This window comes from Anaerococcus ihuae (assembly GCF_928368155.1).
Lineage (GTDB): Bacteria > Bacillota > Clostridia > Tissierellales > Peptoniphilaceae > Anaerococcus > Anaerococcus ihuae.
In genome coordinates this window covers 39,378-53,449 of record NZ_CAKMRU010000001.1, presented here as the reverse complement: position 1 = coordinate 53,449, position 14,072 = coordinate 39,378, and the positions used below count along the sequence as shown (strand labels likewise).

12 protein-coding genes are annotated in these 14,072 nt (G+C 28.3%); 3 read left to right on the top strand and 9 right to left on the bottom strand.

Features of this window, described 5'->3' with window-relative positions; all coding sequences use genetic code 11:
* Positions 1-31 precede the first annotated feature (31 nt).
* A complete protein-coding gene (locus L6653_RS00245; protein ID WP_236784789.1) occupies positions 32-883 on the top strand; it encodes an aggregation-promoting factor C-terminal-like domain-containing protein in 852 nt (283 codons plus the stop codon).
* Positions 884-1,352: 469 nt separating this feature from the next.
* Here the strand turns inward: L6653_RS00245 and L6653_RS00240 are convergent, their stop codons facing one another.
* The 3 genes from L6653_RS00240 to L6653_RS00230 form a co-directional block, all read right to left on the bottom strand.
* The gene (locus tag L6653_RS00240) at positions 1,353-2,987 is read right to left on the bottom strand and encodes a permease-like membrane multi-spanning protein (protein ID WP_236784787.1); all 1,635 of its coding nucleotides are present in this window, start codon (positions 2,985-2,987) and stop codon (positions 1,353-1,355) included.
* Positions 2,977-3,702, bottom strand: coding sequence for an ABC transporter ATP-binding protein (locus L6653_RS00235; protein WP_236784785.1), 726 nt, complete (start codon positions 3,700-3,702; stop codon positions 2,977-2,979). The genes L6653_RS00240 and L6653_RS00235 overlap by 11 nt, the downstream gene beginning before the upstream one ends.
* 91 nt (positions 3,703-3,793) lie before the next feature.
* Entirely contained in the window at positions 3,794-5,485 is a 1,692-nt protein-coding gene (locus L6653_RS00230) for a Na/Pi cotransporter family protein (RefSeq protein ID WP_236784783.1), read from the bottom strand.
* A 306-nt stretch (positions 5,486-5,791) separates the two neighbouring features.
* Between L6653_RS00230 and L6653_RS00225 the strand changes: the two genes are divergently transcribed.
* Both L6653_RS00225 and L6653_RS00220 read left to right on the top strand, forming a co-directional pair.
* Complete coding sequence (locus L6653_RS00225; RefSeq protein ID WP_236784781.1) at positions 5,792-6,370, top strand: TetR/AcrR family transcriptional regulator; 579 nt, start codon at positions 5,792-5,794, stop codon at positions 6,368-6,370.
* A gap of 32 nt (positions 6,371-6,402) precedes the next feature.
* The gene (locus L6653_RS00220) at positions 6,403-7,731 is read left to right on the top strand and encodes a radical SAM/SPASM domain-containing protein (RefSeq protein ID WP_236784778.1); all 1,329 of its coding nucleotides are present in this window, start codon (positions 6,403-6,405) and stop codon (positions 7,729-7,731) included.
* Between the two features lie 132 nt (positions 7,732-7,863).
* On the opposite strand, the gene L6653_RS00215 is transcribed toward L6653_RS00220, so the two are convergent.
* The 6 genes from L6653_RS00215 to L6653_RS00190 form a co-directional block, all read right to left on the bottom strand.
* Entirely contained in the window at positions 7,864-8,145 is a 282-nt protein-coding gene (locus tag L6653_RS00215; RefSeq protein WP_236784776.1) for a DUF6506 family protein, read from the bottom strand.
* A 123-nt stretch (positions 8,146-8,268) separates the two neighbouring features.
* Positions 8,269-8,802, bottom strand: a complete 534-nt coding sequence (locus L6653_RS00210; protein ID WP_236784774.1) for a Spy0128 family protein — start codon at positions 8,800-8,802, stop codon at positions 8,269-8,271.
* Positions 8,803-8,899: 97 nt separating this feature from the next.
* Complete coding sequence (gene srtB / locus L6653_RS00205; RefSeq protein WP_236784772.1) at positions 8,900-9,895, bottom strand: class B sortase; 996 nt, start codon at positions 9,893-9,895, stop codon at positions 8,900-8,902.
* Between the two features lie 19 nt (positions 9,896-9,914).
* Positions 9,915-11,090: a DUF7601 domain-containing protein gene (locus tag L6653_RS00200; RefSeq protein WP_236784771.1), complete on the bottom strand. Its 1,176-nt coding sequence runs from the start codon at positions 11,088-11,090 to the stop codon at positions 9,915-9,917.
* A gap of 122 nt (positions 11,091-11,212) precedes the next feature.
* Complete coding sequence (gene lepB / locus L6653_RS00195) at positions 11,213-11,731, bottom strand: signal peptidase I (protein WP_236784770.1); 519 nt, start codon at positions 11,729-11,731, stop codon at positions 11,213-11,215.
* Positions 11,724-13,889, bottom strand: coding sequence for a hypothetical protein (locus tag L6653_RS00190; RefSeq protein WP_236784769.1), 2,166 nt, complete (start codon positions 13,887-13,889; stop codon positions 11,724-11,726). The genes lepB and L6653_RS00190 overlap by 8 nt, the downstream gene beginning before the upstream one ends.
* Between the last annotated feature and the right edge of the window lie 183 nt (positions 13,890-14,072).

Sequence of the window (14,072 nt, the reverse complement as noted above, 5' to 3'; positions counted from 1 at the left end):
ATTAAAAAATTACATAAAAGGAGTAATCATTATGATAAATTTAAAAAAATACGCTCTAGCAGCGGCAATCGTACTACCAACAATTTTTACTGCATCAAACAAATCAGAAGCTGCTGTTGCAGTTAAAGATGCAAACAAGGCAAATGCAGTTAATGTTAGAGAAGCTGCTGGACTTGATTCAAATATTATCGGAGGAATCAACAACAATAAAGCTTACGAAATTATAGAAAATAATAATGGATGGTTAAAAATTAATTTTAACGGAAAAGAAGCTTTTGTTTATGGAGATTTATTTAATGTTACAGAAGAAGCTAAAGTTGTAAGCCCAGCAAACTTTAGAAAAGCTGATAACTTAGATTCTGAAATTTATCAAGTTCTTCAAGCAGGAGATGTTGTTGAAGTTAAAGCAATAGCTAACAACGGATTTGTTAAAGTATCTTTTGAAGGAAAAGAAGGATATGTTTACAGCAATCTTTTAGATCTTTCTCAACATATTATAAATAATGCAATGGGTCAAGTTGCAAGTGCTAACCAACAAGTAGCTCAAGCACCAGCTCAAACTACACAAGCACAAGCACCAGCCCAAACTTATCAAGCACCTGCCCAAACTTACCAACAACCAGCTCAAACTTACCAAGCACCTGCTCAATCTTACACAGCTAATAATTCATCAGCAAAACAAATTATAGCTCAAAGAGAATCTGGTGGATCATACAATGCTAGAAACGGTCAATATATTGGAAAATATCAATTATCATCAGCTTACTTAAACGGAGATTATTCTCCAGCTAACCAAGAAAGAGTTGCTGATCAATATGTAGCTCAAAGATATGGTTCATGGGACAATGCACTAGCATTTTGGAACAACAATGGTTGGTACTAAAATTAAATAATTAGAAATTTAAAACTTCAAGCGAAATTGCTTGAAGTTTTTTTGTTGGGAATATGGTTATAAACGAGATATTATTTTTTATTTTTATTTATTATCAAGGCTCTAATAAATTACAAGCTAGGTCTAATTAAGAGATCTCTCGACTTCACTCGAGATGGGATTGCTTCGGTTTAGTTTATATTTTATAGTTTAATAAATTATTTGCTTTCTTTTATATTTCAAACTTTATTAATTTCAAACTAATTTTAATAAGAGATCTCTTGACACTAAAACCCGTTTGCTTCGCAAATTTTTCCGTGCTTATGAAAACTCATTTACTACGTAAATTCTTCCGTGCTCTCGCACTAGTTTTAGGGTTGAATATCCCAAATCAAGGCATATTTATCTGCTCGAGATGGGATTGATTTTGATTGAAATTATATGATTTTTCTCGTCATCGTGCTATTGTTATTAAATTTTTTTATAAGTCAAAAAATCCTTCTTGGTATTTTTTAATTACTTTTTTGTACAAAAATATTATTGCAAGGATAATTAAGGCAATTACAAATAAAAAACCAAAATATATATTTGTAAATTGATAAATTATAAAAGTTATGGCTCCTACGATTATTAGGATAAATCCTTCTACTAGATAATATCCAACATTTTGTGATGAGCCTTTTGTAAGGTCTCTTTCTTTTTCCCAGTGAATATTAATCGCATTTGCGTCCATCAATAATCCTTGTAGGGATGAGATAAGACTTGACAAGCTAAATCCTATAAAAATTGAAATACTTGCCAAAATATTTATCTTTGTAATAAGACTTAAAACAATTGTAAGGGATAAATTTATAATTAAATTTATTGTATTTATTGAAAGAGCTCTTCCAATTACATTTTCTTTTGGACATATTGGAAGTGTCAAAGTTTGGTTTAGGCTCTCCCCTTCTCTTGATAGGGATGAATTTATTCCAATATCATTTCCTGATACAAAAAATCTGAATACAAAAGATCCCAAAATTATAAATAAATATATTTCTTTGTTTTTCAAATTCGCCTCTTTAATAAGTTCAAAAAGTCCACTTGATCCAAATCCCCACAAAATTGTAAGCATAATTATTGATGATAGGACTGGAAATAGATAAACCGGACTTTTTATAATTGTTTTAAAATCTTTTTTGCAAATTGCAAATATTGTTGATGATTTTTTGTAGGAAATATTTTTTCTTTTCTTGTGAATTTTAACCTGTTCATTTCCTGTAAGTGAATCAAGGTAGATTTTTGATGCAAGCTTTGCAAGTATAAATAAAATTATAAAACTATATAAATACAAGGAAAAACTATACAAGAAAAAATCCAAGGTATTTCCACTCAAACTTTTTCCATATATTCTTGTATGGAAAAATAAAAACGAAAACTTTCCTGAATGTTTTACAAATATTTTCATCAAATTTGAAATTAGATCACTTGACCTTCCATCTTTTGTAAAGGCTGAAAAATATATAAAACCAAGCCCAAATAAGGCAATTCCGTATCCTATAAATTTAAATGTCGTCTTGTAATTTCTAATATTTGAAAATCTCATAATTAGCATTATGGGAATAGAAATTATGGCGACTGATGTTAGAAATATAGGAAAAACATTTATTATTTGTCCTATAATTCTTATAAAAGAAAAGCCCATATTAAATAAATAGACTCCAATCATCAAAATATAAAAATAAAAAATTTCAAATTTTGATAAAATTATTGCCAGAAATTTTGATAAATATATTTCTTCATCCTTTATAGGCATGGTCATCAAAATATTTATGTCCTTGCTTTTAGTGTAATCTGAAACTAAATCCACAGCAGAGCCTATCACAACAAATACACTTATTATTAATGATGCTGATGTAAAATATGAAAATTCATCATTTTTTGTTAAATAGGTAAAAGCCAAAAAAGCGAAAGTCCCAAGACCAACAATGGTATAAAAACCATACATCAAAAGTAAATATAAAATTCTTAAAGTATAATCATTTGGAAGTCCATAGACTTTTGTTCCCGGAAGATATTTGGAAATTTCTTCTTTGAAATTTTTCATAAAAAGTCTTTTTAGTCTTTTATTTTTCATCTGTAAGCTCCAAAAATAATTCCTCCAAAGACTTATCTTCATTAAGATTTTCCCTAATTTCATCAAGTCTTCCCTGGGCAACAATCTTTCCATTTGAAATTATGGCAATCCTATCGCAAATATTTTCTGCAACTTCCATAATGTGAGTTGAAAAGAAAACCATTTTACCAGCTTCTTTTCGCTCCCTCATTATTTTTTTAAGATTAAAAGAAGATTTTGGATCCAGGCCTACCATTGGCTCATCCAAAATCAAAAGGTCTGGATCGTGAATAAGAGATGAAATTATAGCAAGTTTTTGCTTCATTCCATGAGAAAATGAAGAAATCAAATCCGCCATAGCCTCTCTTATATCAAAATAATCAAGATAAGTATTAAGCCTTTCATCTCTTGTTTTTTCATCAATTCCATAAATATCTGCCACAAAGTTTATGTACTCAACTGCCGTAAATTTCTCAAACAAATCTGGATTATCTGCAAGATATGAAAATTTATTTTTGTATAAAAGTGGGTCATCTTCAAGTTTTATCCCATCAATACTTATCTCACCCTTGCTTTTTTTAATCAAACCAACAATTGCCTTTATTGTTGTAGATTTTCCTGCTCCATTTGGACCCAAAAACCCAAATATTTCACCATTATTTACAGTAAATGATATATTATCAACAGCAAGTTTGGCATTTTTATATTTTTTTGTAAAATTTTTTACTTCAAGCATGAAACCTCCTTGTATAAAAACTCATTTTATATTTACCCAAAAATAAATAAAAAAAATCTCACGGAAAATTCCATGAGATTAATTATAAATTTTAATTTGAACCCTCAACGGTTACAATTTGTTTTTCATATTCATCGTGAACCTTAACAGGATCAACTGTAAGACGAGCAATATTGAAGGCGTGGTCTCCAATTCTTTCTATAGTTGATGCTATATCAACAAAAACAGAACTTGCAACTGTGGACAATTTTTCTCCTTCTGTAAGTCTTCTGTAATGAGCTCTTCTTAGATTTTGTTCTAGTAAATCAAGGTTTGCCTCGTCTTCTTTTAAAGTACTATAAAGTGATGAATCTTCGGATTCGAAAACCTCTATTGCATTTACATAGTTATTTATAACTAGGTCATAAATTCTATTCAAATCTGCCAATGCTTCTTCATTATAAAATTCTCCAGCCTCATCTATCTCGTCAAAATATTCTCCAAGATTTTGTGCAAGGTCTGAAACTCTTTCAACATTTATTTGAACTTGTAAATAGTTATGAATATCTCCTTCAAGCTCACTTACTAGATTTGATTTAGAAATATCTAGTATATATTTTTGAATTTTTGTATCCATTTCATTTACCAAGGCTTCTGCTTGGTTGGCTGTGGATAGGTCGTTTTTGTCTCTTGAGTTTAAAAATTTTTGTGTTGATTTTATAGTTTCAAGTGCAATTTTACTTTCTTTTATAATTGCAGTTTTTGCTTGATCAAGAGCTGCAGCAGGAAAAGTATTTATCAAGCTTTCTTCAAGTTCAATGTCTGACACATCAGAGAAGATTGAGTCTTTTCCAGGAATAATTTTGTGAAGAATATTTGAAACATATTTTATAATTGGAACAAAAATAACCATACCAACAAAGTTAAATGAAAAATGTCCAAGTGCTATAGTCATCATTGGATTTAATGAAAATTTATCGGCTAAAAAGGAAATAAATCCTTCGTAAGGCACCAAGAAAATCAAGAAAATCCCCGAAACGATTATATTAAATAAAACATGAAACAAACTTGTTCTTTTTGCAGACAAAGAACCACCCAAAGATGCAAGAATTCCAGTTATACAAGTTCCAATATTTGCTCCGAATAAAAATCCTAAAGAAAGATCAAGACCAATTGCTCCAGATGCATACAAGGATTGAACAATTCCTATAAAGGCTGATGAAGATTGGATAAGGGCAGTCAATAAAGCTCCAACCAAAACAGCAATTATTGGATTTTGACCAAGATTTGTAACAATCTCTTCAAAACCTGGAATATTTTTAAGTTCAGCAAGGCTATCACCCATCATTTTTAAACCAATAAATAAAAGTCCAAAGCCAATTAGGATTTCACCAATATATTTGCCCTTCCTTTTTTTGGCAAATAAAAAAACAACAACTCCGATAAGGCAAATAAAATAAGATAAATAATCCAAATTAAAACCAATCAAAACTGCGGTAACAGTTGTACCAATATTGGCACCCAAAATTACACCAATGGCTTGCTCAAGACTCATTACTCCAGCCCTAACAAAAGAAATAGCTATAACTGTTGTTGCTGATGATGATTGAATGAGTCCAGTAATAACAATTCCAACTAAAACTCCCTTGATAGGATTGGAAGTATATTTTTCAACATAGCCTCTAAGCTTTGGTCCAGCAAAATTTGTAAGGGCTTCCCCCATTAAATTTATACCAAATAAAAATATCGCAAGACCACCTGCAATCAGGTTCCACTGCAAAGACGATAAATTCGATAATTGCATAATTCCTCCAAATAATTTATTTAAGATAAAAAGATTTTACAAAAATCTCACTTAAATATAATATTATCACAAAAAATACAAAACAACAATTGAAAAACGAATATTTAAATAAAAACAATAAAGAAAATAAAACTAATAAAACCACTAAAAATTTCTAAGGAAATTCTAATAAAAAATAAAATATTTTTGATTTTTCTATTCTAAAGTTTAAAATAAAAAATTTGATATCTAAAATTTAAAATAAAAATTGACAGCTAATGACCATTAGCCTATAATGGAATTAAGAAATATTTCTTGGGAGGAAGCATGAATACAAAAGAGAAAATTTTGTCAAAATCTTTGGATTTATTTTCCAAATACGGTTATTCAGATGTATCTATGGAAAATATTGCAAAAGAAGTTGGAATTAAAGCCCCTTCGATTTACAAGCATTTCAAATCAAAAAAAATCATTTTTGACACAATTATAAAAGATGCCGTAATTAGGGTTGACAATGAATTAGATGATGTAGATAGCTACAAAATTATAAAAAATGGTCACACATCATTAAATATAGAAAAATTATCTATAGATATTTTCAAATACCTACTCCATGATCCCTTTGTTTCAAAAGTTAGGAAAATGTTATCTATAGAAATGTACAAAAATCCACAAGCCATGCAATTTTATGTGGAAAAATTTATAGAAAATCCAATGACCAAACAGCAAGAAATTATAGACTATTATGGTCTAAGCAAATTTTCTGACCTAAAAGTTCTATCTACTATCTTCTATTCACCAATTTTATTAGCAGTAAAATTGTACGATGCAGATCCAAAAAAAGAAGACGAGCTTATAGAATTATTAAAAAGATCCTATGAACAATTAGAAAAGATTATAAGCTAAAAATTTTTACAAGTAAGTTAAAGGAGGAAATTATGAATTTAAACCAAAAAGTTAAAACATATGGAGTAGAAAAAACTTTAAAATATGTCCACAAGTACCCAGAAAAAAATCTAAAAAAAGCAATAGATTTGGCAAAGAAAATCTCACCAAATGATTATAGAACACAAATAGAAACAATAGATAAAGTAATAAAAGATCCAGAAGATGTTTACCATAAATACATATTAAATATGCTAAACACAATAGATCCCGAAGTGTTCGACAAAACAATTATAAATTTTCTATTAAATTCAGTCTTGTTCAGTGAAGATTTGAAAAAAGAAAGTAGAAAAAAATATAAGTGTAATATTCCTTGGACAATCCTTCTAGATCCTACAACAGCCTGCAATTTAAAATGTAAGGGTTGCTGGGCAGCAGAATACGGTAATAGTTTGAATTTATCCTATGAACAAATCGATGATATTATCCGTCAAGGAAAAGAAGTAGGAATCTATTTTTACATTTTTACAGGCGGCGAGCCACTTGTAAGAAAAAAAGATATATTAAAAATTTGTGAAAAACACAATGACTGCGAATTTTTGATATTTACAAATTCAACCCTAATCGACCAAGATTTTATTGAAGAAATGCTCAGACTCAAAAATATAGTTCCAGCAATCTCAGTAGAAGGAGAAGAATTTACAACAGATGCAAGAAGAGGCGATGGAGTTTATAATAAAGTTATAGAAAAAATGAATTTATTAAAAGAAAATAAACTTCCATTTGGAATATCATGTTGCTACACTTCCCAAAACTATGAGTCAATAATTAGCGAAGAATTTGTAGACGAAATGATAGAAAGAGGAGCCTTGTTTGCTTGGTACTTCCACTTTATGCCAGTAGGAAAAGGCACAGGCAAAGAACTCTTACCAAAACCAGACCAAAGAAAACACGTCTACCACCAATTAAGAAAATTTAGAAAAACAAAACCACTATTTTTCCTAGATTTTCAAAATGACGCAGAATATATCGGAGGATGTATTGCAGGAGGAAGAAATTACCTTCACATAAATGCAAACGGCGATCTAGAACCATGCGTATTTATCCATTATTCAGACTCAAATATAAAAGAAAAAACCCTAGTAGAAAGTCTACAATCACCATTATTTATGGCATACCACGACGGACAACCATTTAACGAAAATATGTTAAGACCATGTCCAATGCTAGAAAATCCAAATTTATTAAGAGATATGGTAAAAAAATCAATGGCAAAATCCACAGATATTCTAGAAAAAGAAAACGTAGACGATTTGTGTGACAAATGCGAAGACTACGCCGAAGACTGGAAACCAGTAGCCGAAGAATTGTGGAATAATTAAACTTTTTAAAAAATCGAATTAGCAAAACTTATTGAAAAATAAGCAAAAAGAGTGCCAGATTACATATTCTGGCACTTTTTAAAATAAATATTTCACTTTGTTAAAAATAGTAAATCTAATAAAAAATTAAGTTTAAGAAAATAATTCATCAAACAAATCATCCTGACAATCAAGATGGGTAACAAAACCAACAGGGATTTTTCCATTTGTTGCATCAATAATTTCCCTTGCCCCTTCTTTTCCAAAAGCTCCACAAAGCTCAATTACATCAGCAATCCCCATTAAAGATTTAGAAATATCTTTCGCTTCTTCAAGATTTTTAACACCAATAATTTCAGCATTATTATTTTTTCCAATAGCCTTCCTATCAATCTTTGAATCAAAAGGCCCCATAATCATATAAATAAATTTCATTTTTTTCTCCTTAGTACTTTTTAATAAGTTTAAAATATTATACCAGTTTATCCATAAAAAATGGACTCTTACAAAAGTATGAAAATCACACTTTGCAAAAGCCCATCAAAATTCTTATTAATTTTATACTTTTTCTTTATCTCTACTATTATTAATTAAAATAAATAGTCTTCTTGCAACTAAAATTATCAAGATTAACAAAATAAAATTTTCTTTTATACCAGTTGCTACAACAGCACTGATTTTTTTCTTATTTTTTGCTTTTTCTTGACTTCTTATTTTGTAAATATTGTGAAAATTCATTTCTTCAACCTTCTTGTTTGAAGAGTTTATGATCATGATTTCATCTTTTACTAGTTGCCCATCTTTTTCTATAATTTTTACAAATAAAGTATATAGCTCTTTATCTTGGGTGACATTTTTTATATCTGTTTTATTTTGATATAATTTGTACTTGTATTCACCTGGTTTTTGATATTCTATATTTATTTGTTTTTTCTCATCTGCCTTTAAACTAAAATTATAAGTCCCCTTTTTCGCCTCTGGCAAAGGAGCATCCTTTGAAATTGCTTCCAAAACATATTCAAAACTATCTTGAGGTTTTGAATATGGTGAGTTTATACTCACATCTTGTCCAATCTCAAAAGAATAATCCACGCCTTTAGCATAAGCTTTTGTCTGAAAGAGAAAAAACACAGAGAGAAAAGCTAAAGTTAAGGAAAAGCAAAAAAGTGCTTTTAACTTAATACTTATTTTATTGTACATTCTTATTAGACTCCTCTCTTTTTTTTCGGCTAATGTTTTGGTAAATCAAATATATTAAAACTAAAATAATCCATATTATAATTAAAATAATCAAAAGATTCAATTTATAAAATTTTGAAATTAGCTTAGCAAATTTATTTTCTTTTTTTTCTTTTTCCTTGTAGATATTTTTTTCTAGCTTATCAGTAAGCCTACCCACAAGAATTGACCTTCCATTTGTCACAGAAAAATCACAAGTATCTAGAATAACAATATTTTCTTTTTTACTTAAATTTATTTTTCTAGAATATTTACTATTTTTATATATATAGTCAATAAGCTCAGGATTTTCTTTTATAGTTTTAGCAGTATTTAAAATCTTTTGATCGTCTCCAACAGTTTTTATTAAAGCAAAAAATTCTATCCCCTTAGTTTTCTTGCCAAGTCTATCGAGTTTTCCATATTTGTGACTTTCAAAAAATTTCTTGTCATCAAAAAGCTCCAAATCTCCAAACATTTTTCTATCTGCCATAAAATGTCCATAGATTATATTTTGATAATCAGAAAAATCTTTGCTATTTGACGAATCCAAAAAAATTGATCCAGCCGTAGAAAACTTTCCAAGAACTGTTTTATTTAAATATTCATCATTATCTTTTCCTTGAACAACTGGATAATCAATATTTGTTCCATAAATATCAATCCAAGCTATCAAATCCGGATTAATTTTTTTCAAATCATTGAAAGTTAGATTGTCCTCACTATTAGGTTTGTAAACTTCATAATAATCGCTATCCGCAATTTCCATAACTTTATGAGTATCCCAAAAAGCATAAATTCCAATAAACATAGCAAGAAGAGAAAGGATTAGGATAAAATAATCCAAGATTCTGGATGCTTTTCTAATCCTTCTTATCTTCTTTTTTTGTTCATCATTTAGAATTATTTTTCTATCATTTTTTATTTGAGAATTATCTATACTTTCTTTTTTTCTCTTATCTTTCATCAATAGTAACTAAATAAAATTATGCGTAGATTTCCTCTTCTTTTCTATTTTTTACAAAGAAGAATATACCAAATCCTGCAACTACTACTAAAGCAATATATGGTAGGTTGTTAATTAAAATACCTGTTATAGGCATATTTTTATTTGTAAATTCTGCATAGTTGCCGCTTTCTTGGTCGCCAATATAACCTACTACAGTTTTATCATTTGATGAAGCGTCTTTTTCAAAGAAATTAGATTCTATAGATGGAGTAAGACCTTTAGAATCTTTTTCTGTTACACTTACCTTTGAGCCTAAAATTACATCTGTAAATACTACTCTCTCATCATTTTTTAGTTTAACTTCAAATCCTGAACCATAAGCTGCTGTTTGTTCTCCTCCAACATTCCCATCTTTATCCACTACTACATATTTAAATTCTTTGTCTTTTGAATTTGAACCAACAGCTTTTTCAACTTTTAAATCAAAATCAAAAGATTTGTCTAAATCAGCTTGATTTTTACTATCTACAATCTTTTTAAAAGCAAAACCTTTTTTGTCAGCCTTTGTTATATCTGTTCCACCACCTGGATTATCATTTCCATCTTTTTTATCGTAAAAGTTTTTAAATTTAAGGCTTTTCTCATCATCATATTCTAATTTTCCTGAAAATTTTCCATCTCGATTAAAAACTGTAATTCCTGTTACTTCTAGTTTTCCATCTATTTCTTCAACCTTAAATGTAATTTTATAAGGGGTATAATCTCTTTGTCCTGGCTTTAAATATCTATTTTTATAACTTAATAAGTAACCATAGTCCATATCTTTAATCCCAGCATTTGGAATCACTTCTTCTAATTCATACTCATATATTCCAGATTCTGTCCATGGTATTTTACTTAAATCAACACCTACAGTCTTTTCAACTTGAATGCCATCTTTAGTATCAGCATCAGTATTATCTGCTGCTGTATATCCTATTTTTACATTTTCAATTTTTGGAGCACCTTCAGTTTTTGGTGTAAAACTAAATTCAAATTCTGCATCTGGTGTAGTAACACCCTTTTCAACCTTATTTAGTATTTTTGTAATCTTTAAATCTTTCCAAATTTGTTTTTCTGTCGCGCCTTCTGCTTTTGCCTTTGGCATAAAAGCTCCGCCCAACAATGTTACTGCTAATGCACTTGCTATTATTTTCTTTTTTATTGATTTCATATTTTTTTCCTTTCTTTATTTTCAATTTATATTTATTTTCCTTACTTGGAAAAGTAAATAACATTTTTTTATTTTAAAATTTCTACAAATTTTAAAGTTAAATAATTTTTTATAATAAAATTTTATATTCCTCTTCGTCTTAATAAGGTAAATATTTTTCCTTTAATCAAATTAATTTTTACTGGTCCAAATAATCTTGAGTCAACAGCCTTATCCCTATTATCTGCAAGAAGAAAAACTTCATCATCTTTCAAAGTAAGGGGATATTTTTCTCCATTTGTAAAGGGAAGTGTTGGTTTATAAATATTTGGTTCGTATTGATTAGAACCATTTACCACAAGACCATTTTCATTAAATTCGACTGTATCTCCAGGCATTGCTACAACTCTTGCAATTTTTGTATTTCCATCATAGCTATAAACAACCGTTTCTCCGACAAGTAAGTTTTTATCTATTCTAAAATACAAGATCATATCTCCTGGCTTTACACTTGGTATCATTGAATCATCTTCAAATCTATGAATTCCAAAGACGAATGTAAAAGTACTTACTATTATTATTAAAATTGTAACAAGTTTAATTAAAAATTTGATTAGGGCCTTTGCCACTGGATCTTTTGTTTTTTGATTTTTTTTATTCATAGTTTCTTAGACTTTTTTTCCAAAAATTAATTATACTTACAAAAACCCCAAAAATTCCTAATGCCAATATGATTTTTGTAAAATTATTAGTAAAATCACCTATTCCTGTAAAAACCTCTTTGTTGGAATTTACTCTAACATTTACCGTTGATTTTGAATTATCCAAATATGTTATTGTAACTGGAACTTCTTTTTTATTTTCTTTTGAAAGATTTATTTTTTTATAATCTTCATCTTTTACTTCAATATTTTTTATCTTATCTGGATTCAAAACATTTTTTCCATCAACTTTCATATCAAGAGCATTTTGTCCTGTTTTATTTTGTTGTGGAACATCTTCATTGTAAGTAAATTCGCCTTTTTTTACAGCTTCAATTATTTTTTTCTTACTTAACTTTTCATCTGTCCTTGCCTTTATTTCTTGTGGTATTACCTCTCCTTTAGAATTTTGGGTTTTTATTGTATACCTTATAGCTGACCATGATTTATTTTCATCTACATCACTTGAAAGCATGTATATTTTTTTGACTATCTTTTTATCTTCGCTTTTTAGAATCTTATCTCCAAGCCCATTATAAACTTCAAGTTTTAAATCTGTTACTAAATTTCCAGAATCTTGATTTTCAAATGTTTGATTTCCTATATTAATCTTTACTTCTTGCAAATTTTCTAAATCGAGCTTATCTTTCATATCTAATTTTTTTAACTGATTATTCTCTTCTTCCAATGAAACTTGTTCTATTTTCCTAGCACCTTTTATTTTTATAGGATAATTAACTATATCTCCTGCATAGGTCGAATAATCAAAATATGATATTTCTTTTATATTAGCCTTGTATATTGTATCTTTGTAATAGACTTCTAAGTTTGAATCAAAACTAGGATTCCATCCAATTAGCTCATAGCCTTTTTGTGAAGAAACTTTTGGAGCTTTAATTTTTCCTTTAACATTTTCTCCTTTTAAAACCCAATAAATTTTGTTAGGGTCTTCTATATTTCCTTTTTCTCCACAATCAAATTCTACTTTCACATAATCATTATCAAAAACACTTTTTCCAGTATCCAAATCAAGATATGTCGGGCGATTTTTCCCTACAATAACTTTTTTCTTTCTAATTAGATTTACTTCTGTTGGATTTGAAGGCTGTTCTTGTTTGATCCTTTCAATTTTGTAGGCAAAATCTTCTCCAGCCTTGCTAATAAATCCATTAGAATTTGCATCTTTTAAGTTTATTTTTTTCTTTTTACTGCCATTAAAATTGCCTATATTTTTTTCATCTACTTTAAGATTTTCGTACAAATCATGCTTATTATTATCTTTAGGAATATTTTTTGTCCTACTTTCATTACCTATCCTATAGATTATTTCGCCAAAACTAGGATTATCTACAAGATTTTCGTTTTCATCCTTTGTTTTTACAATAATTTCTGTATTTTGAACTTGGTAAAGATCAATATTTAGTGTAGTTGTAGGGTATTTCCCATCCCAATTAATTTCTTTACTGGTATCAGTCTTAAAAGTTTTTTCATTTGATAAGTCAAAAGATGTTTCAACATAAGATTCATCTTGATAAGAATTTAAAAACTCATCAGCAAAAAACAGTTGAGAAACTAATCCAAAATCTATTTCAAGTTTATCTTTAGAAAAATCACTAGATTTATTTAATTCGTCTACATAATGTTTAATAACTTCTTTTCCATCGACAATATCATTATAATGAACTGAACTTTTCCCTTTTAGATATATTTTCCCACCTTTTGGATAGACTTTTTTAAAATCGAAATCGTTTTCGTTTAGACCATGTAATTTGATTTTTACAATAAGTTTTGTCTTATCAATTTTTGGATTAAAATATCTAGTAGATAAAATCTTAGGATTTTTTGTTTTTATATTTTCTGCTATATCAAGATCTGATCCAGGTTTTTTTTCATTTTCTATATTAGACTTTTCATTTTCTTTGCTTTTTTGAAGATTTTGATTTTTAAAATCTGTCTGAATATTATCACTTCTTTTCTGAAAATCGTTTTCATTTGTGTCAAATAAACCATCTATAATGCTTTTTTCATTGCTATAGATTTCATCTGCGGATGTTGGATAAATACTTGTTGAAAAAATAAAAAAAGCCAAAAACAAAGATGTTATCTTGAATTTTTTCATATCATATACATACCTCCTTTACAATTTAAATCGTAAAATCAAAAAATGATTTTTAAGAACGCTTCATCTTAAAATAGTATACATTTTTTTATAAGTATTCTATTAAACATATATTAGCATAATCAAGTCTTTTTATCAAGTTAATAATTTAACATTAATAAAAAATGAGCTAAACCTAAAAAA